The 25,795-nt window shown below is 59.9% G+C and carries 22 protein-coding genes and 1 pseudogene; 8 read left to right on the top strand and 15 right to left on the bottom strand.

The window, feature by feature from the left end; all coding sequences use genetic code 11:
* Positions 1–163: 163 nt before the first annotated feature.
* Together rhaS and GH784_RS09905 are read right to left on the bottom strand one after the other, a co-directional pair.
* Positions 164–1,174, bottom strand: coding sequence for a rhamnose ABC transporter substrate-binding protein (gene rhaS / locus GH784_RS09910; protein WP_003511200.1), 1,011 nt, complete (start codon positions 1,172–1,174; stop codon positions 164–166).
* A gap of 48 nt (positions 1,175–1,222) precedes the next feature.
* Complete coding sequence (locus GH784_RS09905) at positions 1,223–2,053, bottom strand: DeoR/GlpR family DNA-binding transcription regulator (RefSeq protein ID WP_065704321.1); 831 nt, start codon at positions 2,051–2,053, stop codon at positions 1,223–1,225.
* Between the two features lie 201 nt (positions 2,054–2,254).
* Here GH784_RS09905 and GH784_RS09900 point away from each other — a divergent pair, with 201 nt between their 5' ends.
* Both GH784_RS09900 and rhaI read left to right on the top strand, forming a co-directional pair.
* Complete coding sequence (locus GH784_RS09900) at positions 2,255–4,351, top strand: bifunctional rhamnulose-1-phosphate aldolase/short-chain dehydrogenase (protein ID WP_065704319.1); 2,097 nt, start codon at positions 2,255–2,257, stop codon at positions 4,349–4,351.
* 99 nt (positions 4,352–4,450) lie between these two features.
* Positions 4,451–5,743 (top strand): L-rhamnose catabolism isomerase, encoded by a 1,293-nt coding sequence (gene rhaI, locus GH784_RS09895; RefSeq protein ID WP_003511194.1) that lies wholly within the window; start codon positions 4,451–4,453, stop codon positions 5,741–5,743.
* 201 nt (positions 5,744–5,944) lie between these two features.
* Here rhaI and panB read toward each other — a convergent pair whose 3' ends face one another.
* From panB to GH784_RS09855, 8 genes are all read right to left on the bottom strand, one after another.
* Positions 5,945–6,784: a 3-methyl-2-oxobutanoate hydroxymethyltransferase gene (gene panB, locus GH784_RS09890; RefSeq protein ID WP_003511192.1), complete on the bottom strand. Its 840-nt coding sequence runs from the start codon at positions 6,782–6,784 to the stop codon at positions 5,945–5,947.
* Positions 6,781–7,659, bottom strand: a complete 879-nt coding sequence (gene panC / locus GH784_RS09885) for a pantoate--beta-alanine ligase (protein WP_065704317.1) — start codon at positions 7,657–7,659, stop codon at positions 6,781–6,783. The genes panB and panC overlap by 4 nt, the downstream gene beginning before the upstream one ends.
* A 118-nt stretch (positions 7,660–7,777) precedes the next feature.
* Positions 7,778–8,554 carry an enoyl-CoA hydratase-related protein gene (locus tag GH784_RS09880; RefSeq protein WP_065704315.1) on the bottom strand — a complete coding sequence of 259 codons (777 nt, stop codon included), beginning with the start codon at positions 8,552–8,554 and terminating at the stop codon, positions 7,778–7,780.
* On the bottom strand, positions 8,544–9,470 hold the full coding sequence (locus GH784_RS09875; RefSeq protein ID WP_065704312.1) for a hydroxymethylglutaryl-CoA lyase: 927 nt from the start codon (positions 9,468–9,470) through the stop codon (positions 8,544–8,546). The genes GH784_RS09880 and GH784_RS09875 overlap by 11 nt, the downstream gene beginning before the upstream one ends.
* 1 nt (position 9,471) lies before the next feature.
* Positions 9,472–11,457 (bottom strand): acetyl/propionyl/methylcrotonyl-CoA carboxylase subunit alpha, encoded by a 1,986-nt coding sequence (locus GH784_RS09870; RefSeq protein ID WP_065704310.1) that lies wholly within the window; start codon positions 11,455–11,457, stop codon positions 9,472–9,474.
* Between the two features lie 7 nt (positions 11,458–11,464).
* Entirely contained in the window at positions 11,465–13,066 is a 1,602-nt protein-coding gene (locus tag GH784_RS09865) for a carboxyl transferase domain-containing protein (RefSeq protein ID WP_153793394.1), read from the bottom strand.
* Positions 13,067–13,074: 8 nt separating this feature from the next.
* Positions 13,075–14,247 (bottom strand): isovaleryl-CoA dehydrogenase, encoded by a 1,173-nt coding sequence (locus GH784_RS09860; protein WP_035199562.1) that lies wholly within the window; start codon positions 14,245–14,247, stop codon positions 13,075–13,077.
* An 81-nt stretch (positions 14,248–14,328) separates the two neighbouring features.
* A complete protein-coding gene (locus GH784_RS09855; RefSeq protein ID WP_003500312.1) occupies positions 14,329–14,802 on the bottom strand; it encodes an Lrp/AsnC family transcriptional regulator in 474 nt (157 codons plus the stop codon).
* 137 nt (positions 14,803–14,939) lie between these two features.
* On the opposite strand from GH784_RS09855, the pseudogene GH784_RS09850 reads away from it, so the two are divergent.
* The 6 genes and pseudogenes from GH784_RS09850 (at position 14,940) to gpmI (ending at position 22,573) form a co-directional block, all read left to right on the top strand.
* Positions 14,940–16,147 (top strand): annotated as a pseudogene (locus GH784_RS09850) (acetyl-CoA C-acyltransferase).
* Between the two features lie 12 nt (positions 16,148–16,159).
* Positions 16,160–17,287 (top strand): acyl-CoA dehydrogenase family protein, encoded by a 1,128-nt coding sequence (locus GH784_RS09845; RefSeq protein ID WP_065704306.1) that lies wholly within the window; start codon positions 16,160–16,162, stop codon positions 17,285–17,287.
* 44 nt (positions 17,288–17,331) lie between these two features.
* Positions 17,332–18,570 carry a 3-methyl-2-oxobutanoate dehydrogenase (2-methylpropanoyl-transferring) subunit alpha gene (locus GH784_RS09840; protein ID WP_003511177.1) on the top strand — a complete coding sequence of 413 codons (1,239 nt, stop codon included), beginning with the start codon at positions 17,332–17,334 and terminating at the stop codon, positions 18,568–18,570.
* 3 nt (positions 18,571–18,573) lie between these two features.
* Complete coding sequence (locus GH784_RS09835) at positions 18,574–19,587, top strand: alpha-ketoacid dehydrogenase subunit beta (RefSeq protein WP_013761697.1); 1,014 nt, start codon at positions 18,574–18,576, stop codon at positions 19,585–19,587.
* Positions 19,588–19,589: 2 nt separating this feature from the next.
* Positions 19,590–20,843 carry a dihydrolipoamide acetyltransferase family protein gene (locus GH784_RS09830; RefSeq protein ID WP_019564783.1) on the top strand — a complete coding sequence of 418 codons (1,254 nt, stop codon included), beginning with the start codon at positions 19,590–19,592 and terminating at the stop codon, positions 20,841–20,843.
* A 212-nt stretch (positions 20,844–21,055) separates the two neighbouring features.
* Complete coding sequence (gene gpmI / locus GH784_RS09820; protein WP_019564782.1) at positions 21,056–22,573, top strand: 2,3-bisphosphoglycerate-independent phosphoglycerate mutase; 1,518 nt, start codon at positions 21,056–21,058, stop codon at positions 22,571–22,573.
* 60 nt (positions 22,574–22,633) lie between these two features.
* Here gpmI and GH784_RS09815 read toward each other — a convergent pair whose 3' ends face one another.
* The 5 genes from GH784_RS09815 to GH784_RS09795 all read right to left on the bottom strand — a co-directional run bounded on the left by GH784_RS09815 (position 22,634) and on the right by GH784_RS09795 (position 25,790).
* A complete protein-coding gene (locus GH784_RS09815; RefSeq protein WP_013761694.1) occupies positions 22,634–23,068 on the bottom strand; it encodes a YeeE/YedE family protein in 435 nt (144 codons plus the stop codon).
* Entirely contained in the window at positions 23,065–23,472 is a 408-nt protein-coding gene (locus GH784_RS09810) for a YeeE/YedE family protein (RefSeq protein WP_003511172.1), read from the bottom strand. Before GH784_RS09810 ends, GH784_RS09815 begins: the two co-directional genes overlap by 4 nt.
* Positions 23,469–23,822, bottom strand: coding sequence for a sulfite-sensing transcriptional repressor BigR (gene bigR / locus GH784_RS09805; protein WP_003511171.1), 354 nt, complete (start codon positions 23,820–23,822; stop codon positions 23,469–23,471). The genes GH784_RS09810 and bigR overlap by 4 nt, the downstream gene beginning before the upstream one ends.
* On the bottom strand, positions 23,816–25,111 hold the full coding sequence (gene blh / locus GH784_RS09800; RefSeq protein WP_065704303.1) for a bifunctional sulfur transferase/dioxygenase Blh: 1,296 nt from the start codon (positions 25,109–25,111) through the stop codon (positions 23,816–23,818). The genes bigR and blh overlap by 7 nt, the downstream gene beginning before the upstream one ends.
* Before the next feature lie 193 nt (positions 25,112–25,304).
* Positions 25,305–25,790 (bottom strand): hypothetical protein, encoded by a 486-nt coding sequence (locus tag GH784_RS09795; protein WP_065704301.1) that lies wholly within the window; start codon positions 25,788–25,790, stop codon positions 25,305–25,307.
* Positions 25,791–25,795 lie beyond the last annotated feature (5 nt).

Here is a 25,795-nt window from a genome sequence, read left to right as displayed (position 1 = left end):
CCTCTGCCCTGCCGGGCATCTCCCCCACAAGGGGGGAGATCGGCAAGCGGATACACCCTGCCTATGGAACGAGCGGGTGCGGCATATCGATCTCCCCCCTTCAGGGGGAGATGTCCGGCAGGACAAAGGGGGTTAGCCTTCGCACTGCCGGAAATTATTCAGATCAGAAAATCTTCGAGAACTGATCGATGTTCTTGGCGTCATAAATGAAGGGATCGGCCATGGCCGCTTCGCTATTTTCGCCAACCTTGATCTTGCCCATGCGGCCGGCTTCGATTTCCGAGCCCGGTTTGCCGTCTGCTTCACCCTTCACAAGGCGGTAGGCAATCTGGGTGGCGGAATAACCGAGGTCGATCGGGTTCCAGATGGCGAATTCCTTGGTTGCGCCTGATTTGATGGCGCCAGCCATCTCCGAGGGCAGGCCAAGGCCCGTCACAAAGACCTTGCCGATCTTGCCCGCATCCTTTACGGCCTGAGAGGCCGCAAGAACGCCAACCGTCGTCGGTGCGACGATGACCTTTACATCAGGATGGGAGGAAAGCAGGCCCTGTGCTTCGCGGTAGCTCTTGTCGGCAAGGTCGTCACCATAAACGGTGGTAACGAGGTTGAGGCCGGGGAAGTCCTTCAACTGCTTCTTCATCTCATCGATCCAGATATTCTGGTTCGTGGAGGTGGTGGTAGCAGAAAGGATGGCGAAATCGCCCTTGCCGCCTTCCAGGTGCGATGCGGCAAGCTGCAGGCACATCTTGCCGATCAGCGCGTTGGACGAGGGGTTGAGCTGCAAAATGCGGCCTTCAGGTGCCACGCCGGAATCCCAGGAGATGACCTTGATGCCACGCTGCGCCGCCTTTTTCAGCGCCGGAACTACGGCGTCCGGGTCATTGGCGGAAATAGCGATGGCATCCACGCCCTGCGCGATCAGCGAATTGATGACCTCGATCTGGCCTTCCGCGGTGGTGCTGGTCGGGCCCGTATAGATGATCTCGACGCCACCGAGGTCTTTTGCCGCCTCCTGCGCGCCCTTGTTGGCGGCTTCGAAAAAGCCGTTGCCAAGTGATTTGACCACCAGCGCGATCTTCACATCGGCTGCCTGGGCAACGCCGCCAAGACCCGCGACGGAGAGCGCCGCGCTAAGTGCCAGGACGCTCGTCAATGTTCTGCGTGTAAGTTTCATGTTCCTTTTCCTCCCGTTTTTGAACCTGTTCCTCTTTTCGGTGCTTCCTCAAGCGACCGAAGAGGAATCCTCCTCATCAGGCGGGTTGGCTATCTTGCCATCCCCCGCTGCGCCGGCGATCAGCAATTCGACGCCGGCATTTTCAACCATCCGCGCCGCCTCATCCGAAATCCCGTCATCGGTGATGATGGTCGAGACGTTTTCGAGTGGGCATAAAATCAGGCTGGATCGTTTTTTGAATTTCGAGGAATCGACCATCACGATCAGCTCTTCCGCCTGCCGCATCAGCTTCTGCTCGCTCTGGATCACCAGCGCGTCCGATTCCATGATGCCGAGTGCGCCTATGCCCTGCGCGCCGAGAAAAATTCGTCTTGCGTAAAAATTGCGGATGGCATCGTTTTCGAAGGGCGACAGGATAAGGCTTTGATCGCGATAGATTGCGCCACCCGGCACGCTGACATTGCATTTGGAATGTTTGACCAGATGCTCCGCAATCGCGAAGGAATTGGTCATCACCTGCAGCCGTCGCGCCGCCATGTAGTGCACCATCTGGAATGTAGTCGTGCCGCCATTTAAGATGATCGCATCACCCTCATTACAGAGATCAACCGCCTTGCGCGCAATTGCGCGTTTCTTGTCGATGTTGACCGATTCGGACACGCGGAACGGTCGCGCGGCCAGATTACCCAACTGCGGTGGATGCACCGCTTCGGCACCGCCACGCACGCGTCGCAACTTTCCCTGAACATGCAGGGACGCGATATCCCGGCGGATCGTTGCTTCCGACGCATCCGTCAGTTCGGCAATATCCTGCACCGTCACGACAGCTTTTTCCTGTGTGGCGCTCAAGATGATGCGATGGCGTTCGCGTTCGTGCATGTGGTCCTCCTGATTGTGATTATTCGCAATCTCTTTACGTTGTCAATCAAGAACGATCAAATTAATCAATATCGCGCTGCAACATGAAAATTTATGATCGTTTTTGATTGACATTACGCTTTTGTATGCGCGATATCTGCCGTCAACGGAGGCGGACCGATCTCGGCACCCGCGAATGCAGACTTGACTTGGGAGGAAGACATGACGGGAAAATCCCGCCTTCTCGAAAGCCGTTGGGACGATGCCTATGCCAAAACGCTCGATGAGCCTGGCAAGCTGCTTTATCGCTCCAATCTGCTTGGCGCCGACAAGCGCATCACCAATTATGGCGGCGGAAACACATCCGCGAAGGTGCTCGAAACCGATCCGCTGACGGGCGAGAAAGTCCGCGTCATGTGGGTTAAAGGGTCCGGCGGCGATGTCGGTACCATCAAGCTCGATGGTTTTGCGACGCTTTATCTCGACAAGCTGGAAGCGCTAAAGGGCATTTACAAGGGTGTCGAGGATGAGGACCGCATGGTCGGCTTCCTGCCGCATTGCACCTTCAACCTCAACCCACGCGCCGCCTCCATCGATACGCCGCTGCACGGCTTCGTGCCTTTTGATCATGTCGATCACATGCATCCGGATGCGATCATCGCGATTGCCGCCTCCAAAAATTCGAAAGAACTGACGCAGCAGATCTTTGGCGATGACATCGGCTGGCTTCCCTGGCGCCGTCCCGGTTTCCAACTGGGTCTCGATCTCGAGGCTTTCGTAAAAGCCAACCCCGAGGCCAAGGGCGTTGTGCTGGAAAGCCACGGTCTGTTCACCTGGGATAACGACGCCAAGACATGTTACGAACTGACGCTCGCCATCATCAACAAGGCGATCGAATGGTTTGCGGCCAAGACCGAAGGCAAGACGATTTTCGGCGGTGCCGTTGCCAGGAGCCTGCCACTTGCCGAACGCCGCGCGATTGCTGCGCGGTTGATGCCGGAAATCCGTGGTCGGATCGGCCGCAAGGAGCGCAAGCTCGGCCATTTCGATGATCAGGACGCGGTTCTGGAATTCGTCAATTCGAAGGATCTGAAGCCGCTCGGAAATCTCGGCACCTCCTGCCCGGATCATTTCCTGCGAACGAAAATCCGCCCGCTGATCCTCGATCTCGATACGGCAAATCCCGATGTGGATGCGCTGACAGCCGGTCTCGACAAGGCGCTAGAGGCCTACCGCGCCGACTACGTCAGATATTATGAGGCGTGCCGCCATGATAATTCGCCTGATATGCGCGACCCGAACCCGGTGATTTTCCTGATCCCCGGTGTCGGCATGCTGTCCTTTGCCAAGGACAAGGCAACCGCACGTATCGCCGGTGAATTTTACGTCAACGCCATCAACGTCATGCGCGGCGCTTCCACCGTGTCCGAATATCAGGGCCTACCCGAACAGGAAGCCTTCGATATCGAATATTGGCTGCTGGAAGAGGCAAAGCTGCAGCGCATGCCGAAGCCGAAAAGCCTTGCCGGACGCGTGGCCTTTGTCACCGGTGGCGCCGGCGGCATCGGCCGGGCGACGGCGGAAAGGCTGGCAGCGGAGGGCGCCTGCGTTGTTCTCGCCGATATTGACGAGGCGGCGCTGGAAGCGGCCAAGGGCGATTTCGCGAAGCGCTACAGTGCTGATGCGGTGCGCAGCGTCAAGCTGGATGTGACGCAGGAAGACGCGGTCATTTCCGCCTTTGCGGAAGCGAGCGTGGAATTTGGCGGTGTGGATATTCTCGTCTCCAATGCCGGCATCGCCTCTTCTGCACCGGTGGAAGACACGACGCTTGCCATGTGGAACAAGAATATCGATATTCTCGCGACGGGTTATTTCCTCGTGTCGCGAGAAGCATTCCGGCTACTCAGGCGTCAAAATCTCGGCGGCAACGTGGTGTTCGTCGCCTCTAAAAACGGTCTTGCCTCTTCGCCCAATGCTTCTGCCTATTGCACGGCCAAGGCGGCGGAAATCCATCTTGCCCGTTGCCTTGCTCTGGAAGGGGCGGAAGCCGGCATTCGAGTCAACACCGTCAATCCCGATGCCGTTCTGCGCGGTTCGAAGATCTGGAACGGCGAGTGGCGCGAGCAGCGCGCGGCCTCGTCGAAGATCGAGGTGACCGATCTGGAGGAACATTACCGCAAGCGCTCTATGCTGAAGCTCAATGTGTTCCCGGAAGACATCGCCGAAGCGATCTACTTCCTGGCGTCCGACGCGTCGGCCAAATCAACCGGCAATATCATCAATGTCGATGCCGGCAATGCGCAGAGCTTTACGCGGTAGGAATTTCGGCACGTCTCACCTCCGTCATTACGGCTTAGGCCGGAATGACGGAGGGGGCGATGATCGAGCATGCACTGGACCGATTCCGGGGAGGAAGAGATGACCGACACCAAAATCGCCGCCGATGTGATCGCGGCCGAAAACGACAAGCGCGCCGCCGCGCTGAAGGACGACTACGATGCGCTGGGCAACCAGCTTGCGCGCCGCAACATCGATATCGATGCTGTCACCGCCAAGGTCGCGGAATTCTTCGTCGCTGTTCCATCCTGGGGCGTCGGCACCGGCGGCACCCGTTTCGCCCGCTTTCCGGGCGAAGGTGAGCCCCGCGGCATTTTTGACAAGCTGGATGATTGCGCCGTCATCAACCAGCTGACACGGGCGACCCCGAATGTCTCCCTGCATATTCCGTGGGACAAGCAGGACCCGAAGCGTTTGAAGGACCATGCCGACACGCTAGGTCTCGGCTTCGACGCCATGAATTCCAATACCTTCTCGGATGCACCGGATCAGAGCCATTCCTACAAATACGGTTCGCTCAGCCACACCGATGCCGCAACGCGGGGCCAAGCCGTGGAGCACAACATCGAATGTATCGAGATTGGCAAGGCAATTGGTTCCAAGGCGCTGACGGTGTGGGTGGGCGATGGTTCCAACTTCCCCGGCCAGAGCAATTTCACCAGAAGTTTCGAGCGCTATCTCGCGGCCATGGCCGATATCTACAAGGCGCTGCCGGATGACTGGCGCATCTTTTCCGAACACAAGATGTTCGAGCCGGCTTTCTATTCCACCGTCGTGCAGGATTGGGGCACCAACTACCTCATCGCTAATACGCTCGGTGAAAAGGCGTTCTGCCTCGTTGATCTCGGTCACCATGCGCCGAACACCAATATCGAGATGATCGTCTCCCGGCTCATCCAGTTCGGCAAGCTCGGTGGTTTCCACTTCAACGATTCGAAATATGGCGATGACGATCTGGATGCCGGCTCCATCGAGCCTTACCGCCTGTTCCTCGTCTTCAACGAGCTGGTAGATGCCGAACATCGTGGCGTGAAGGGCTTCCATCCCGCCCATATGATCGACCAGTCGCACAATGTGACCGACCCAATCGAAAGCCTGATTTCCAGTGCCAACGAAATCCGCCGCGCCTATGCGCAGGCGCTGCTGGTGGATCGCGCGGCTTTGGATGGCTACCAGCAAGACAATGATGCGTTGATGGCCTCCGATACGCTGAAACGGGCCTATCGCACCGATGTCGAGCCGGTTCTCGCTAAAGCAAGGCAGTTGGCGGGCGGCGCGATCGATCCTGTTGCCACCTACCGGGCCAGTGGTTATCGCAAACGGGTTGCGGCGGAACGCCCGGCTTCGGTCGGTGGCAGCGGCGGGATTGTTTAGGGGTTGGGGTTTGAGGGGATAGGCGGAGAAGCCGAGCCTACTTACAAACCTTGCCGCAAACGCGACGTCACCCTCGGCCTTGTGCCGAGGATCTGCCGACATTTCACAAAATAGATAGGTAGCAGATGCTCGGGACGAGCCCGAGCGTGACGAAGGTGAAGGTGTATGTCACCACCTCACCACCTCATCTGCGCCGTTCCCTCACTCCGCCGAAGGCGATTGCCTACGGACCTGAAACGTATGCTCCGGCCCCGGAAACGCGCCGGAGCGCACCTCTTCGGCATAACCTGCTGCTGCCTGTGAAACGGTCGCACCCAGATCGGCGAAACGTTTGACGAATTTCGGTTTGAAATCGGTGAAGAGACCGAGCATGTCGTCGGAAACCAGCACCTGCCCATCGCAGGCTGGTGATGCGCCGATGCCGACAGTCGGGACGGAGAGTTTTTCGGTCAATTCGCGCGCAAGCGGCTCGACGGTACCCTCCACGACAATGGCGAAAGCACCGGCCTGATCGACCGCAATCGCATCGCGCCAGATTTTCTGCGTTTCCGCATCTGAATGTCCAAGAGAGCGGAAACCTCCGGCGGTGTGGACCAACTGCGGCATCAGCCCGACATGGCCGAACACCGGAATGCCGCGCGCCACGAGAAAGGCGATGGTTTCGGCCATTTCCTCACCACCTTCCAGCTTCACGCCATCACAGCCGGTTTCCTGCATCAGCCGCACGGCGTTGCGGAACGCCTGTTCCTTTGATTCCTGATAGGTCCCGAAGGGGAGATCGACGATGACGCAGGCGTGTTCCACACCACGCATGACGGCGCGGCCATGGGCGATCATCATATCCAGGGTGACGCCGACCGTCGTGTCCATGCCATAAAGTACCATGCCGACTGAATCGCCAACCAGCAGCAGGTCGCAATGCGGATCGAGCAGGCGGGCAATCGGCGTCGTATAGGCAGTAAGGCAGACGATGCGCGCACCGCCTTTCATTTGCTTGATGGAGGCTGTCGTCAGCCGCTTCTGTTTCGCGTGCGTGCTCATCGTGCAGCCTCCTGTTTGCCAGTTTTATCACGTCCGATGACGCGGTTGTCGAGAAGGCGGGTGCTGCCGACCCGCACAAACAGTGCCACCAGCACAGGCCGCGCCTGCAGCGAAGCCACGGGGGCCAGCGTGTCGGGATCGCGCACCGCCACGACTTCGGGCAATGCCAGCTTCTCGGTGGCGATGAATTTTTCTATTGCTGCTTCGAACGCGTCCGGGTCGTCGCAGCCCTCATTGTACAGCCGCTCGGCCTCATCAAGCGCGCGCGGCACAATTACGGCGGCGGCACGCTCTTCAAGGCTCAGGTAGACATTGCGCGAGGAGCAGGCGAGCCCATCCGCCTCACGTACGGTGGCGACGGGAACGATGCGGACTGGCTGGGCGAGATCGTCCACCATGCGCCGGATCAGCGTTACCTGCTGGTAGTCCTTTTCTCCGAAATAGGCGGCATCCGGCTGCACGAGATTAAAAAGCTTGGTGACAACAGTCGTAACCCCGGCAAAATGCCCCGGCCGTACCGCACCTTCCAACTGGCTTCCCAGTTCCGGCACATCCACCACGGTCTGCATCGGGCGCGGATACATCTCCGTAACCTCGGGTGCGAAAAGAATGTCGACACCTGCCTCTTCCAGCAGCGCGCTATCGCGGGCGAGATCGCGGGGGTAACGGGCAAGATCCTCATTGGCTCCGAATTGCAGCGGATTGACGAAGATCGAGACCACCGTCACGTCGTTCTCCGTCTTCGCCCTGGCAACCAGCGTCAGATGGCCGATATGCAAAAAACCCATGGTCGGCACGAAGCCGACGGTCTTGCCATCGCGACGAAACTTGGCGGTCAGACCGCGCAACTCGGCGACGGTTTTTACAAGGCGCATAGGTTCTCCTCCAGCTCCCCGATCGCCCTCCGGCGAAAGGTGGTGGATAGAACTCGATTTGCCGAACGGGGTCAACGCGGCTGTGGGCATTATATCGATTAAGACCTTGAGCGGTGGTTCAGGACCCGCCAGCCCAGAGCGGCGGGCGTTTTCCAGCGAAGGCGTCTCTGCCTTCGCGCGCCTCCTCGCTGCTGCTGATCTTCGCGATGACGCTTTCGGCAAAGGCGAGCCGTTCACTGGCCGGCATGTCGCGCATCGTCAGCAGCGCTGCCTTTCCGGCGGCGACTGCGCCCGGCGCGTTCTGCCGCAAGCGGGCGAGTACCCCCTCGATCACGCCATCGAGTTCGGCACGTGGCGCCGTGCGGTTGATGAGGCCGATGCCTTCGGCCTCTGCGGCGGTGACCGGTTGCCCCAGATAGGCCATTTCGTGGAGGCGGCTCAGCGGTATTTTGGCCAGAAGTTTCGCCGCCACCATGGCCGGGAAAAGGCCGACGCGAACTTCCGGCAGGCCGAACTCAGCATGATCGGCGGCATAAGCGAGATCGCAGGCCGCGATGAGGCCTAGCCCACCCGCCAGCACCCGGCCATTGACGCGGGCGATGACGATTTTGTTGCAGGTCTCGATAGCGCGCATCACATTGGCGATGGGGTTCGTTCCGTCTCGCGAGAGGAACATGCCACCAGCGCTTTCCTTCAGATCGGCCCCTGAGCAGAAGCTACGGTCGCCCGCCGCCGTTATCACCACGGCACGCAGGTCGCCGTCGCTGGAGGCCGTCCGGATCGCATGCGTCAAGGCGTCCGTCATCGCGGCGTTCATGGCGTTGTGGACGTCCGGCCGGTTAAGCGTCAGCCACAGAACGTCCTTGCGCTTCTCGCTCAACAGCTCACCCACCATGTGCATTATCCTCCATCTTTACGGCAAGCAGTGCCTTACCTGCGCGTGCCGCATTTGCCCTGCCGAGATGGCGACTTATCCAGTCTCCCGTTCTCGCCACCGCCATCAGGTCGATGCCGGTTTTGATGCCAAGCCCGTGCAGCAGATAAATAACGTCTTCGGTGGCGACATTGCCGCTTGCGCCCGGCGCAAAGGGGCAACCGCCGAGCCCGGCCACGGAACTGTCGAACACACAAATACCTTCCTCAAGCGAAGCCAGCACATTGGCGACGCCCTGCCCATAGGTGTCGTGGAAATGCATGGCGAGTTTTTCGCGCGGGATGCGGGTCGATACATGTTGGATGAGCTTGCGGATTTGCCCGGCCGTGCCGACGCCAATCGTATCGCCGAGCGAGATTTCGTAGCATCCCATGGCGACAAGCGCTTCGGCCATCGCCGCCACATCATCGGGTGCGACCGCGCCGTCATAGGGGCAACCGGCGATGCAGGAGACATAGCCGCGCATGCGGATGTTACGGCTGGCCGCTGCCTCCGAAACATCGCGCAGGCGCTCGAGGCTTTCGGCGCGCGAACAGGCGATATTGTGCTGGCTGAAGCCTTCGGATGCGGAGACGAAAACGGCTATCTCCGTCACACCGGCTTCAACGGCGGCCTCGAAACCCTTGATATTGGGAACGAGCGCCGGATAGCCGGTATTGGGATGTCGTTTGAGGCCTAGAAGCACCTCCTTCGACCCTGCCATTTGCGGAACTTTTTTTGGCGAAACGAAGGCTCCTGCCTCCACCGCCGCCAATCCGGCCGCAGCCAGCCGCTCGATCAACCTGATCTTGAAGGCGGTGGGAACCTCAGCAGTTTCGTTTTGCAGGCCATCACGTGCGCCGACCTCGACGATCTTGACGGTTTTGGGCAAGGCCATCTCATGCGCCCTCCGGTTCGAAATCCACCAGCATGGCGCCGGCTTCGACCATATTACCTTCGGCGCAGTTGATGGCGGTGACGGTGCCTTTTGCTGGCGCACGGATAGTGTGCTCCATTTTCATCGCCTCCATCACCACAAGCGCGTCACCGGCCTCAACCGCTGCGCCCTGCTTGCTTAGAATGGCGCGGATGACGCCGGGCATCGGGGCTTCCAGACCGCCGGTATGGGTGGAGGTATCAGCTACATCGACCGGGTCGGGCTGGCTGATGCGATAGTGCTCGCCATCCAGAAAAAGCGCGTGGCCGTTATCGCTGGCAAAGAAACGGCACTGCCTTTGCCTACCATCGACGGTCGCCCGCAGTGCGCCGTCTTGTGAGATGCTGCCATGAGCGCGGATTGCCCGCGTGCCGATCTCCAGTGAAAAACCATCTGGCTCATGTGTAACGGCGACATCGACCGGCTGTTGATCCAGGACGAAACGCAGGGTTTCCCGCGCTGGCGCATTGAGGCGGAAAGAGTTCGTATTGTTCCAAGGGCTATAAGGATCGGCCTGCGGCTTGGCCCCGTTCCGGCGTGAGAGAAGCAGGCCGAGCGTGGCCAAAGCTATTTCGTTCTCGCTCGTGGCTCCGGGGGCAAAGAGCGCCGCTTCGTTGCGGGCTATGAAGCCGGTATCGAGTTCGGCGGCGGCGAAAGCGTCCAGCCCCGCAAGCCGTGTCAGAAAGGCGGCATTGCTGGTGACGCCGCAAATCGCCAGTTTTTCGAGTGCAAGACGCAGACGCCGCACGGCAGACGGACGGTCGTAGTCCCAGACGATCAGCTTGGCGATCATCGGATCATAGTGCACGCTGATGGCGTCGCCGGTGCGTATGCCGCTATCTATCCTAAGGTGAGGTCCTTCTTCCGGAAAGGCGAGGTGGCTGACCGTGCCGATTGACGGCAGAAAATCATGCGTCGGGTCTTCGGCGTAAATCCGTGCCTCGATGGCATGGCCGTTGATGCGCAGATTGCCCCAGTCGTCCGGCAGCGCCTCTCCATTCGCAACACGGATCTGCCATTCTACCAGATCGAGCCCGGTAATATATTCCGTGACCGGATGCTCGACCTGAAGCCTGGTGTTCATTTCCATGAAATAGAACGCGCCGGACGGGTCGAGCAGGAACTCCACCGTTCCAGCCCCGCGATAGTCGATGGCGCGGGCGGCGGCCACCGCCGCGTTGTACATGCGTTGCCTGAGCGTATCGGGCAGGCCGGGGGCAGGGGCCTCCTCTATGACTTTCTGGTGCCGGCGCTGGATCGAGCAATCGCGCTCGAAAAGCGAAAGACAATTGCCATGGCCATCGGCAAAGACCTGCACCTCCACATGTCGCGGCCGTTCCAGATATTTCTCGATCAGCATACGGTCATTGCCGAAGGCGGCGAGCGCTTCGCGTTTTGCGCCGGCGAGCTCTGCCGCAAATTCACGCTTTTCACGGACAACGCGCATGCCCTTGCCACCGCCGCCAGCTGAAGCCTTGAGTAAAACCGGATAGCCGATGGCTTCTGCCTCGCCGGCAAGCTTTTCGTCGGCCTGATCCTCGCCGTGATAGCCGGGCACCACGGGAACGCCCGCCTGCGCCATAAGCGCCTTCGCCTCGCTTTTTCCGCCCATGGCGCGGATGGCATCGGGTGTCGGGCCGATGAAAATGATGCCGGCAGAGGCGCAGGCTTCGGCGAAACCGGCATTCTCCGAGAGAAAACCGTAACCGGGATGAATGGCTTGCGCGCCGCTTGCCTGTGCGGCGGCGATGATCTTTTCAGCATCGAGATACGACGAGCGGGCAGGTGCAGGACCGATCGCAATGGCCTCGTCGGCCAGCGCCACATGCATGGCGTCGCGGTCGGCATCCGAATAGACCGCGACGGTGCGGATGCCCATCTTGCGGGCGGTGCGGATGATCCGGCAGGCGATTTCGCCGCGGTTGGCGATCAGTATTTTTGAGAACATCGTCGCCTCACATCCTGAATATGCCGAAACGGGTGGGTTCAATCGGCGCGTTCAGCGCGGCCGACAGGCCAAGGCCGAGCACGAGGCGGGTGTCCTTCGGGTCGATGATGCCATCGTCCCACAGCCTTGCACTGGCATAATAGGGGTGACCTTCCCGCTCGTATTTTTCCCGGATCGGCTGTTTGAACGCCTCCTCGCCCTCCTTGGACCAGTGGCGGCCATCCGCCTCGATGCCGTCGCGCCGGATTTGCGCCAGAACGGATGCCGCCTGCTCGCCGCCCATGACGGAAATGCGCGCATTCGGCCACATCCACAAAAAGCGCGGCGAATAGGCGCGCCCGCACATGCCGTAATTGCCCGCACCGAAGGAGCCGCCGATAATGACGGTGAATTTCGGCACTTTAGCCGATGCAACGGCCGTAACGAGCTTGGCGCCATCCTTGGCGATACCATCGGCCTCATAGGCCTTGCCGACCATGAAGCCGGTTATGTTCTGCAGGAAAACCAGGGGAATGCCGCGCTGGCAGCAGAGTTCGATGAAATGCCCGCCCTTCAGCGCCGATTCCGAAAACAGAATGCCGTTATTGGCGACGATGCCGACGGGATAACCGTGGATATGGGCGAAACCGCACACAAGCGTCGTGCCATAAAGCGCCTTGAACTCGTCGAATTCGGAGCCATCCACCAGACGCGCGATGATCTCGCGCACCTCGAAAGGCTTGCGCGTATCGGTGGGCACGATGCCGTAAAGCTCCTCCGATGGATAAAGCGGTTCTGCGGGTTCGCGAATATCCAGCTCCACGCGTTTGCGGCGGTTGAGGGTGGAGACGATCCTTCGGGTCAGCGAAAGCGCGTGGCGGTCATCGTGGGCATAGTGATCAGTCACGCCGGATTGCCGCGAATGCACATCCGCGCCACCCAGTTCTTCCGCAGTCACCACTTCGCCCGTTGCGGCCTTCACCAGCGGCGGACCGCCGAGGAAGATCGTGCCCTGATTTTTGACGATCACGGACTGGTCGCTCATAGCCGGCACATAGGCCCCACCAGCCGTACAGCTTCCCATCACGACTGCGATCTGGGCGATGCCTGCCGCCGACATATTGGCCTGATTGTAAAAGATGCGGCCGAAATGATCGCGGTCGGGAAAAACCTCGTCCTGATTGGGAAGGTTCGCACCGCCGGAATCGACCAGATAAATGCAGGGCAGGTGGTTGTCGGCAGCGATCTCTTGCGCGCGCAGATGTTTCTTGACCGTCAGCGGATAATAGGTGCCGCCTTTCACCGTCGCGTCATTGGCCACGATGACGCATTCACGGCCTGCGACCCGGCCGATGCCGGTGACGATGCCGGCGGCCGGAACGGGTTCGTCGTAGACCTCGTATGCTGCGAATTGCGAGAATTCGAGAAACGGACTCCCGGGATCGAGCAGTGCTTCTATCCGGTCGCGCGCAAGCAATTTGCCGCGTGACAGATGCCGTTCGCGCGCCTTGTCGCCGCCGCCCTTGGAGATTTTTTCGACATGCTGCCGCAGGTCATCCACCAGGCCCGACATGAAGGTGACGTTGGCGGAAAAGGTAGGATCGCGGTTCAGACTGGATGTAAGCTTCATCGCATTCCTCACCCATTGCCTTTGACCAGTTCGCGGCCGATCAGCATCCGGCGGATTTCGCTGGTGCCCGCGCCGATTTCATAAAGCTTGGCGTCCCGAAGCAGCCGCCCGGCCGGACTTTCATTGACATAGCCGGAACCGCCGAGAAGCTGGATTGCATCCAGTGCAACTCGCGTCGCCCGCTCGGCGGCAAACAGGATCGCACCTGCCGCATCCTGCCTTGTGATGCGGCCATTGTCGCAGGCGCGCGCCACGGCATAGACATAGGCGCGGGAGGCGTTCATGGCCGAATAGATATCGGCAAGCTTTCCCTGCACCAGCTGGAATTCGCCGATCGGCTTGCCGAATTGCTTGCGCTCGCGCGCATAGGGTAGCACCAGATCGATAGCCGCCTGCATGATGCCAACAGGGCCGGCAGCCAGCACCGCGCGCTCGTAATCAAGCCCGCTCATCAGCACCGTCACGCCGTCGTTCAAGCGCCCGAGGAGGTTTTCCTCCGGGACCTCGCAATCCGTAAACACCAGTTCGGAGGTGGGTGAGCCGCGCATGCCAAGCTTGTCGAGTTTTTGTGCGGGGCGAAAACCCTTGAAGCCTTTTTCGATCAGAAAGGCCGTGATGCCACGCGCACCGGCGGACATGTCCGTCTTGGCGTAGACAACCAGCGTGTCTGCCTCGTGACCGTTGGTGATCCACATCTTTGTGCCGTTCAGCACATAGACGTCGCCCTTACGTTCCGCCTTCAGCCGCATCGAGACGACATCCGAGCCGGCCTCCGTCTCGCTCATGGCGAGCGAACCGACATGCTCGCCCGAAACCAGCTTCGGCAGATATCGCCGCTTCTGCTCTTCCGTTCCCCAGCGATGAATCTGGTTGATGCAGAGGTTGGAATGGGCGCCATAGGACAGGCCGATGGACGCGGAAGCGCGGCTTATCTCCTCCATCGCCACGCAATGAGCGAGATAGCCCATGTCAGCACCGCCGAATTCCTCCGAAACGGTAATACCGTGCAGACCGAGTTCACCCATCCGCGGCCAGAGCTGGCGCGGAAACTGATCGTTGCGATCGATTTCTGCTGCGAGCGGCGCTATTTCATCGTCTGCGAATGCTCTTGCGCTGTCGCGCAATGCTGCGATTTCCGGGCCGAGATCGGCATCGAAAATGGCGGCGAGGTTCAAACTCATCGCGTCTCCTCCTCCGGACGGCCATTTGTCTCCGTCCCTCTCGTCAGCGGCCAGCACCTCCTCCGTGCTGGCAACTCTCATTTATGGCGCGTCACCTCCGGTGAAGGCGGCGGAACGGCGCACGAATGTCTTGATGGCGAAATTGGACTGGATGCGCGACACACCGGGAACCGTGGTCAGGAAATCCAGAAGCTGCTGATAATGCGGTAGATCCCGCACCATGGCATGAATGAGATAGTCGGAACTGCCGCTCGTCTGGTAGCCGCCCACCACTTCCGGAATGGAGGCGACATGGTGCTCGAACGTCGTCAGCGCTTCCTTTATCTGCCGTTCCAGCGTGACGGAAATGAAGACGCCCATATTGCCGAGCAGCCGGTTCTCATCGAACACGGCGGTATAACCGCGAATGATGCCTTCTTCTTCCAGCTTGCGCACGCGGCGCAGTGTCGGCGTGAAGGAAAGCCCGATCCGGGCTGCCAGATCGCGCCAGCTCACACGCCCGTCATCGCCAAGCACATGGAGAATCTTCTGGTCGAAACTGTCGAGCTCAATCATGGATCATTTGCTCTATGATATGACTAATTGTTGGATCAAAGATATCGCCAATCAAAAAACTGTCAATCAAAATAGCTTTGAAATGAATTCGAGATAGTGATAGCGTTCACGTCAGTCGCGGTCTGGAGGAGATTGCGATGACGGTCGTTCTCTCGGTGGGAGGATGGCCAAGGGAGGTGAATTTGGCTGTGCATGACCCTGTCGTTATCGTCGGGGCCGCCCGTACTGCTATGGGTGGGTTCCAGGGCGAATTCAAATCGGTGGCGGCGTCCGATCTTGGGGCGGCGGCAATCCGCGCGGCCGTCGAACGTGCTGCAATTTCTTCCGCTGACATTGACGATGTGCTGATGGGCTGCGTGCTCTCAGCCGGGCAGGGACAGGCTCCTGCCAGACAGGCAGCGATTGCCGCCGCCATTCCCAACTCGGTTGGCGCAACAACAATCAACAAGATGTGTGGCTCGGGCATGAAAGCGATCATGCTGGCACATGACCAGCTTGCGGCGGGAAGCTCTTCCATCGTGCTTGCAGGTGGCATGGAAAGCATGAGCAACGCCCCTTATCTGCTGGACCGCGCCCGCAACGGCTATCGTCTTGGCCACGGCAAGCTCACCGACCACATGTTTCTCGACGGTCTCGAAGACGCCTATGACAAGGGCAGGCTGATGGGGACTTTTGCTGAAGATTGCGCGCAAGAGTATCAATTCACTCGCGCGATGCAGGATGATTTTGCGCTCGCCTCACTGGAACGGGCGCGACGCGCCATAGAGGAAGGTGCGTTCGAAGCGGAAATCGCGCCTGTTGGCGATGATGGCGTGGACGAGTTGCCGGGGAAGGCAAAGCCGGAAAAGATACCGCAGCTGAAGCCCGCCTTTCGCGACGGCGGAACGGTGACGGCGGCGAATTCCAGTTCTATTTCGGATGGCGCAGCCGCTCTCGTTGTCACGCGCCGTTCCGAAGCGGAAAGACGAGGCCTTTCACCGCTGGCGACCATTATCGGTCAGGCATCCCATGCGGATGCACCTGCCAGATATCCGACGGCTCCCATCGGCGCGATGACAAAGCTGTTCGAAAAAACCGGCTGGTCGGCGAAGGATGTCGATCTGTTCGAAATCAACGAGGCTTTCGCGGTTGTGGTGATGGCGGCCATGCGTGATCTCGATCTGCCACATGAGAAGGTGAATTGCATGGCGGCGCCTGCGCGCTCGGCCATCCCATCGGGGCTTCCGGTGCACGCATCGTCGTCACGTTGCTGGCCGCTTTGCAGCGTCACGGACTGAAACGCGGCGTTGCCGCCGTCTGCATCGGCGGCGGCGAGGCGACTGCGCTTGCGGTCGAGCGGCACTGAAGGGAGGCGGAGATGATCCTGAACGAAGCCCAGCAACAGATCAGGGACATGGCCCGCGATTTCGCCCGCGAGCGGCTCACCCCCGGCGCTTCCGCGCGCGACCGGGAAAGCCGGTTCCCGAAAGACGAGCTGAAAGAAATGGGTGAACTCGGCTTTCTCGGCATGCTGGTCTCGGAGGACTATGGCGGGTCGGAAACCGGTGCTGTCGCCTACGCCCTGGCGCTGGAGGAAATCGCTGCCGGTGACGGCGCCTGTTCCACCATCATGAGCGTCCACAATTCGGTTGGCTGCGTGCCGATCCTGAAATTCGGCACGGCAGAGCAGAAGCAGCGCTTCCTCCCCAAGCTCGCCTCCGGCGAATGGATCGGCGGTTTTGCGCTGACCGAACCGCAGGCCGGTTCCGACGCCTCCAATCTGAAGACAAAAGCGCGGCGCGATGGCGACCGCTATATCATCGACGGCGCAAAACAGTTCATCACGTCGGGCAAGAACGGCGATGTCATCATCGTTTTTGCCATCACCGATCCGGCTGCCGGCAAAAAAGGTATCACGGCCTTCATCGTGCCGACAGATACGCCCGGTTACGAGGTAATCAGGATCGAGGAAAAACTCGGTCTGCATTCTTCGGATACCTGCCAGATTGCCTTTACCGACATGGCGGTCCCAGCCGAATTGCGGCTCGGTGAAGAGGGGCAGGGGTATCGCATCGCGCTCGCCAATCTGGAAGGCGGTCGTATCGGCATTGCCGCACAGGCGGTTGGCATGGCGCAGGCGGCTTTCGAGGCGGCGCGGGATTATGCCCGCGAGCGCAAGGCCTTCGGGCAAGCCATCATCGAGCATCAGGCCGTGGCGTTCAGGCTTGCGGATATGGCAACGCGCATAACGGCGGCGCGGCAACTGGTGCTGCATGCGGCGGCGCTGAAGGAAGCGGGCGAGCCCTGCCTCTCGGAGGCCTCGATGGCCAAGCTCTTTGCCTCGGAAATGGCGGAGCGTGTCTGCTCGGACGCCATCCAGATTCACGGCGGTTACGGCTACATGGCGGATTATCCGGTGGAACGGATCTATCGCGATGTGCGCATCTGCCAGATTTACGAGGGAACCAGCGATGTCCAGCGCATGGTCATCGCGCGAAACCTCTGAAAATTGTTTCGTCGTCTGGAGGAGATGGCGATGGGAGGAGTAGAATGGATATTACCGAAACCACGCATCTCAGCCTGCATGTTCCCGAACCAGCGGTGCGGCCAGGCGACCAGCCGGATTTCTCCAATGTGAAGATACCCAAGGCCGGCTCCGTGCCACGCCCGGAGGTGGACGCAGCACCTGAAGACATGCGCGATCTGGCCTATTCCATCATCCGCGTCCTCAATCATCAGGGTGAGGCTGTCGGCCCGTGGGCCGGGCTGCTTTCGGATGAGGATTTGCTCGTCGGCCTGAAGAACATGATGCGGCTGCGGGCTTTCGATGCCCGCATGCTGATGGCACAGCGGCAGGGCAAGACCTCCTTTTACATGCAGCATCTGGGTGAGGAAGCGGTCAGTTGCGCCTTCCGCAAGGCGCTCTCCAAAGGCGACATGAATTTCCCGACCTACCGGCAGGCGGGTCTGCTGATCGCCGACGATTACCCGCTCGTCACCATGATGAACCAGATCTATTCCAACGAACTGGACCCGCTGCATGGGCGGCAATTGCCGGTTCTTTACTCCTCGAAGGAGCATGGCTTCTTCACCGTGTCCGGCAATCTTGCCACGCAATATGTGCAGGCGGTCGGCTGGGCGATGGCATCTGCCATCAAGGGCGATACGAAGATCGCGGCAGCATGGATCGGTGACGGCTCAACGGCGGAATCGGATTTCCACTCGGCGCTGGTCTTCGCCTCCACCTACAAGGCGCCGGTCATACTCAACATCGTCAACAACCAATGGGCCATTTCCACCTTTCAGGGTATCGCGCGCGGCGGTTCCGGCACCTTTGCGGCCAGAGGCCTGGGCTTCGGCATTCCGGCGCTCCGGGTCGACGGCAACGATTATCTCGCCGTTTATGCCGTGGCACGCTGGGCGGTGGAGCGGGCGCGGCGCAATCTCGGACCGACGCTGATCGAATACGTGACCTACCGTGTCGGTGCGCATTCCACTTCCGACGATCCGAGCGCCTATCGCCCCAAGACCGAGTCCGAGGCATGGCCACTCGGTGACCCGGTTCTGCGGTTGAAGAAACATCTCATCCTGCGCGGCGTCTGGTCGGAGGAGCGGCACCGGCAGGCGGAAGCGGAAATTGCCGACGAGGTGCTTGAGGCGCAGCGTGAGGCGGAAAGCCACGGTACGCTGCATGAGGGCCGTAAGCCGCCAAAGAAGGATATTTTCGAGGGCGTTTACGCCGAGATGCCGCCGCATCTCGCCCGCCAGCGCCAGAAGGCAGGGTGGTGAGACATGACAAGAATGACGATGATCGAAGCCGTCCGCAGCGCCATGGATGTGTCCATGGAGCGCAGCGACGATGTGGTGGTTTTCGGTGAGGATGTGGGCTATTTCGGCGGCGTGTTTCGTGCGACGCAGGGCTTGCAGGGCAAATATGGCAAGACCCGCTGTTTCGACGCGCCGATCAGCGAATCCGGTATTGTCGGCACGGCCATCGGCATGGCCGCTTATGGCCTGCGCCCCTGCGTCGAAATCCAGTTCGCGGATTACATGTACCCGGCCTATGACCAGATCACCCAGGAAGCGGCGCGCATTCGTTATCGCTCCAATGGTGATTTCACCTGCCCCATAGTCCTGCGCATGCCGACCGGCGGCGGCATTTTTGGCGGGCAAACGCATAGTCAGAGCCCGGAGGCGCTTTTTACCCATGTCTGCGGGCTAAAGGTGGTGGTTCCCTCCAATCCTTACGACGCCAAGGGGTTGCTGATCGCCTCGATCGAAGACCCGGATCCGGTGATGTTTCTGGAGCCGAAGCGGCTTTATAACGGCCCCTTCGACGGCCATCACGACCGGCCGGTAACGCCATGGTCGAAGCACGAGATGGGCGAGGTGCCGGAAGGACATTACACCATTCCGATCGGCAAGGCCGAAATCCGCCGCGCCGGGCAGGATGTCACTGTCATCGCTTACGGCACCATGGTGCATGTTGCGCTCGCCGCAGCGGAAGAAACGGGCGTGGATGCCGAGATCATCGATCTGCGCAGCCTTTTGCCACTCGATCTGGACACCATTGTGAAGTCCGTTGCCAAGACCGGTCGCTGCGTCATGGTGCATGAGGCAACGCTCACGTCAGGCTTCGGTGCGGAGGTCGTGTCGCTGGTACAGGAGCACTGCTTCTATCATCTGGAAGCACCGGTCGTCCGTGTGGCTGGTTGGGATACGCCTTATCCCCACGCGCAGGAGTGGGATTATTTTCCGGGGCCGGCCCGCGTCGGGCGCGCTCTCGTCGAAGTCATGGAGGCCTGAAGATGGCGGAATTTGTTATCACTATGCCTGATGTCGGCGAAGGTGTTGCGGAAGCCGAACTGGTGGAATGGAATGTCAAACCCGGCGATCCCGTGCACGAGGATATGGTGCTGGCCGCTGTGATGACCGACAAGGCGACGGTTGAAATCCCATCGCCGGTTGCGGGCGTCGTCACATGGTTGGCAGCGGAGGTGGGTGATACGGTGGCGGTTAAGGCGCCGCTGGTGCGCATCGAAACCAATGCCTCCGCTGTTGCTGCTGCCCCCGCGGATGTGACCGAGCCGGAAGCGCCATCCGACATGACGGAAGAGCCGCCAGCGGCTGAAATCCAGCCCGCCCGCGAAATACAGGATGCGCCGCCTTCCCCTGAGGTGGAACACCATAAACCTCTGGCGTCGCCAGCCGTTCGCCAGCGCGCCGACGATCTCGATATCGATCTCGGACAAGTGAGGGGAACAGGGCCGGACGGGCATATCACCCACGCCGATCTCGATACATTTCTGACCGCACGGTCGCAATCTGAGCGGCCCGCTGCGCCGATAGCTTCCCGCGATAGCGCTGTCGAAGAGGTGAAGGTGACAGGGCTTAGGCGCAAGATCGCCGAGAAGATGACGCTTTCTGTCTCCCGCATTCCCCACATCACCTATGTCGAGGAAATCGACGTGACCGATCTGGAGGATTTGCGCACGACCATGAATGGCAACCGCCGGTCAGGACAGCCGAAACTGACGATCCTGCCGTTCCTGATGCGCGCACTTGTGAAAACGGTCGCCGATCATCCCGGCATGAATGCCACCTTCGATGACGAAAAAGGGGTCGTCAGTCACTACGAAGCGGTGCATATCGGCATAGCCACGCAGACACCTACGGGGCTGATGGTCCCGGTCGTTCGCCACACGGAAGCGCTCGGCCTTTGGGAGTGTGCTGCTGAAGTTGTGCGCGTGGCCGAGGCGGCGCGCACCGGCGCCGCGCAACGGGACGAGTTGACGGGGTCCACCATCACAATCAGCTCGCTTGGCCCCCTTGGCGGTATCGTTTCGACGCCCATCATCAATCACCCGGAGGTGGCGATCATCGGCGTGAACAAGATCGTGACGCGACCGGTCTGGGATGGCAGCGGTTTCGTGCCGCGCAAGATGATGAACCTCTCCTCCAGCTTCGATCACCGAGTCGTCGACGGCTGGGATGCCGCCGTCTTCATTCAGGCCATCAAGGCGCTGCTGGAAAAGCCGGCGCTGATCTTCATCGACGGCTGAGCTTCGTTCGAAAAGGATTTTCTTCCGTGAAGCACTTCAGCTTCACGGAACTGTTTCGGTGTCGGTATAGGCTTGCGTTCGCGATCTTCGAGTATAGAAGAGAAAGAACGAGAAGCGTGTTTTCTCATCATGATCATAGTGGCGGACGGGGGCGCTCCGGTGCCCAGCGCTTCGCTGTTCGTCGGCAACCGAATGAAGAAGAAGGTCCTTTCATGAGCACTCCCAAACCCGTTGTCCTGACTATTCTCGATGGCTGGGGACTGAGCGAGGACACGTCCAGCAATGCGCCGGTACTGGCAAACACGCCCACCATGGATCGGCTTTTCGCCACCTGCCCGAATGCGCGGCTGACCACCTTCGGCCCGAATGTCGGCCTGCCCACCGGGCAAATGGGCAATTCGGAAGTTGGACACACCAATATCGGCGCCGGTCGCATCGTCGCCATGGATCTTGGCCAGATCGATCTGGCTATCGAAGACGGCAGCTTTTTCAGGAACGCTGCGATGCTCGATTTCGCCGCCAAGGTGAAGGCTGCGGGCGGCGTGGCGCATGTGATGTGCGTCGTTTCCGATGGCGGCGTTCACGGCCACATCGTCCACGGTCGGGCGGCGGTGAAGCTGCTGACCGATCTGGGTTTGAAGGTCGTCGTGCACGCCATCACCGATGGTCGCGATGTCGCGCCGCAGTCCGCGGAAGGCTTCGTCGCCGCATTTGCGGCAAGCCTGCCGCAAGGCGCCAGCATTGGCACGGTGATCGGCCGTTATTATGCGATGGACCGCGATAATCGCTGGGAGCGTGTTGAAAAGGCCTATGACGCCATGGTTCTCGGCCGGGGCGAACATGCGCCGGACGCGGTGAGCGCCGTTGCCGCAAGCTACAAAAATGATGTTACGGACGAATTCATCCTGCCAACGGTCATCGATGGTTACGAAGGCTTCAAATCGGGCGACGGTCTCTTCTGCCTGAATTTCCGTGCCGACCGCGCTCGTGAAATCCTGCTTGCTATCGGTGCGGATGATTTCGACGGGTTTGTCCGTGAAAAGCCAGTGCTTTCGGCGCTGCTTGGCATGGTGGAATATTCCACCAAACATGCGACCTTCATGACGACGGCTTACCCTAAGCGCGATATCGAAAATACGTTGGGCGCGTGGGTTGCCAAGCAGGGTCTGCGGCAGTTCCGACTGGCCGAGACGGAAAAATATCCGCATGTCACTTTCTTCCTGAATGGTGGCAAGGAAGAACCTGAAGTGGGCGAAGACCGCTTCATGCCGAAGTCTCCCAAGGTTGCGACCTACGATCTGCAGCCGGAAATGAGCGCGCCTGAGGTGACGGAGAAATTCGTCGAGGCGATCGGCAAGGGTTACGATCTCATCGTCACCAATTACGCCAATCCCGACATGGTGGGCCATACCGGCGATCTGCAAGCCGCGATCAAGGCTTGCGAAGCCGTGGACCGGGGGCTCGCCGCAGTCGTTGCCGCTCTGGAAAAGGTTGGCGGCGCCATGCTGGTGATTGCCGACCACGGTAATTGTGAAACCATGGTTGACCCGGTAACTGGTGGCCCGCACACCGCGCACACCACCAATCCGGTGCCGGTGATCCTGTTCGGCGGACCTGAAGGCGCGAAGCTGCATGACGGTATCCTTGCCGATGTCGCTCCCACGCTGCTGCAATTGATGAATGTGCCGCTGCCTGCGGAAATGACGGGCAAAAGCCTGATCGACCTGTAATCCAGCGATGATGCGCGAGAGCCTGCTGCTCTCGCGCATGTCCAGGCAAGGCGGAAATGCCTACCGTTTGGCGTAGATTCGGTCGTGAACGAGCATGCCGGCGATCATGGCGCAAACGAAGAGAATGACCGGCATTAGGCCGAGAGCAAGCGCCGATATCGCCGGGCCGGGGCAGAAACCGGCAAACCCCCAGCCTGCGCCGAAAATAGCCGAGCCCACAACCAACGGCGCGTCGACCCGAGTTTTGGCGGCAAGGTGAAATTCAGCACTGAGAACTGGTTTGGCAAGGAAACGGCACAACAGAACGCCCGGCACGGCGACCAAAACCGCACCGCCGAGAACGAACATCAGGCTCGGATCCCAATGGCCGCTTGCCACGTCGAGAAAGCCTGAAACGCGGGCAGGATCGATCATGCCGGACAGGGAGAGGCCAAATCCGAACAGTGCCCCGGCCGCAAGTGCCACCACGAAACGCGCCATGACCTGATTTTTCATGACAGCGCTCCGGTTATCGTAGCGGCAAGGATACCGGTGATCAGGAAGATGGCAGTGGCGGTGATGGAGCGCCGGGAAAATCGAGCAAGACCCATGATGCCATGGCCGGATGTGCAGCCGGATCCCATGCGCGTACCGAACCCCACCAGCAGCCCAGCAATGACGATCAGCGGCCAGGGTGCAGATATGGTGAGCGCGGGAAAGCGGCCGAATGCGGCGGCGTAAAGATACGGGCCTGTCAGCAAACCTGCGACGAAGGCCACATCCGTCAAGCGCCGTTCCTTGCCGAGCACATTGCCCAGGATGCCGCTGATACCGGCGATGCGGCCGTTAAAGAGAAACAGAAGAATACTCGCGAGGCCGAGCAGCATACCGCCGAATAGAGAGGGCCAATAGGCTGTCACGGGTTTTCCTCCGGCGCACAGAAGATGGTATAGAGAGCCTCGATCAGCTGCGCCGCTTTTTCCTCGGTTAACCGGTAGAAGATCTGTTTGGCCTCGCGCCGCGTTTCAACAACGCCCGCCTCACGCAAAACCCCAAGTTGCTGGGAAAGTGTGGGCTGGCGGATATCCAGCTTGGCTTCCAGCTCGCCAACAGAAAACTCCCCCTGCGCCAGCGTGCAGGCGAGCATCAGCCGCGCGGGATGGGCAAGTGTCTTCAAGAGTATGGCGACCTCGACTGCGCGTTCCTCCATCTCGGCAAGCGGGATTTCGGTGATATCAGGTATCTGTTTCCGCATGTTTTCCTTTACCATGTGCTGCCCCCCAGCACGTCAAGCGGGAACTTCAGATAACGTTTGCCATTGGCCTCCGGCTCAGGCAGGCGCCCGCCACGGATATTGACCTGCAAGGCGTGCAGAATGAGCTTCGGCATCGGCAAGGTGCGATCCCGCGCCTCACGCAGCTGGATGAAGCCTTCCTCTGTCATGCCAGCCAGATGCGGATTGCCGCGTTTCTGTTCTCCAACAGTGCTTTCCCATTTGGGCGCGCGGCCACCGGGTTGATAGTCGTGTCCGGTGAAAAGCCGCGTTTCGTCGGGAAGGGCGAGAATCTCCTGAATGGATGCCCAGAGTTCTCTGGCGCTGCCGCCTGGAAAATCGGCGCGCGCCGTGCCGGAATCAGGCATGAAAAGAGTGTCATGCACGAATGCGGCGTCGCCCACCACGTAGGTTACGGAGGCAAGCGTATGTCCGGGTGAAAACAGCACGCGAGCTTCCAGCGAGCCGATGTTGAACCGGTCTCCCGCTTCAAACAGCCGGTCCCATTGCGAGCCGTCTGTTTCAAGATCGGGCCAGTTATATTTCTCCTGCCACAGCCGCTGCACACCGGTGACCTTGGCGCCGATTGCCGTTTTCGCGCCGGTTCTTTGGCTGAGATAGTGCGCGGCGGAAAAATGGTCGGCATGCGGATGCGTGTCCAGAACCCATTCCACCGACAGGCCTTGCTCCTTGACATAGGCCAGAATGGCATCGGCATTCACCGTGCCGGTCGCCCCCGATTTCTCGTCGAAATCGTAGACCGGATCGATGATGGCGCAGCGCCGGGTTGCGGGGTCGGAAACGACATATTGCACGCTCGATGTGCTCGGATCGAAGAAAGCCTTGACGTGCGGCTTTGCCGCAGCCTGCCGCTCCAGCCAGCGGACGGCGCCGGAAAGATCGAAACCATGCTGTTGGCCGAAAGTCGCGATCTCGCTTTGTTTCATGCGCCCGTCCAGCGCTTCGCCAAGCACATAAAGCGTTAGCGCCCGAGCTCCACCCTTGCAATGGGCGAATACGGGGCCTTTTGCCTCGGTCATCGTCTGCTGAAAGGCACGAATATCGGCTTCGGTAATAGTCGGGCCATTGACCGGAATAAAACTGTAGGCAAGACCCGCAGCATTGGCGGCGCTTTTTTCATGTTCATTGCCCGGCTGGCCGGGCTCTTCGCCATCCGGCCGGGCATTGATGATGCTTTTGTAGCCCTGATCGGAAAGCGATGAAAAGTCGGAGATATCCGGCTGGCCTGCGACCGTCAGACGTTCGTTGATTCTCACGGCACTCATCGGTTTCTCCTGTTGTTCTAAATTAATATACGTTATCATATAATGTATATTGTTCGGCGGCAACAGACGGAAGAGAAAATTTCAGAGGCGGCGATTTCCTGTGTTCACGACGAAATCACAAGCTTGCCCGAAGGGGATCGAGCAAGTGTGCTTTTCCGGGAAGCCCGCAGGTGAGTGTGGGCGGGGGCTGGCTTCAGGCTAAAAGCTTGCGGCGCGTCGCTTTCCAGCCAAGACAGATTGCCGCAATAAGCAGGGCGAGTTGAGCGACAAGGAATGGTGGTTCGTTGCCGTTCGGAGCCAGTGCGTTCAGTGCCTCGACCTTGAGAAAGGACTGAACGATCAGCACAAACATATTCAGATAAAGGCCCATCGTGGCGGTAATCGAATAAACAGTTCGCGCCCTGCCATTGAGACCGTATCCGTAAAGCGCGACCAGCGCGACCGCCAGAATGATGGTCGAGATGATGCCGACGCCGAGTGCCGGTGTGAAGTTGCCGATTGGAAACAGGAAGCCGGTGAGCGTTGTGGCGAGCGTGGTGACGAGAAACAGCGCCATCATGCGCGGCATCCATCGCCCTGCCGCATAAGCGGGCAGGGCGATCAATCCGGTTACAATGCCTATGAGGCTCAAGGCAACGTGCAATGTCGTGAATTGGGGAATGGTCAGTCCGAGGATCATGATGC

Origin of the sequence: Agrobacterium tumefaciens (assembly GCF_009649785.1) — a bacterium.
Taxonomy (GTDB): Bacteria; Pseudomonadota; Alphaproteobacteria; order Rhizobiales; family Rhizobiaceae; genus Agrobacterium; species Agrobacterium tumefaciens.
The sequence above is the reverse complement of the archived record's forward strand: the minus strand, read 5'-3'. Positions and strand labels throughout refer to the sequence as shown.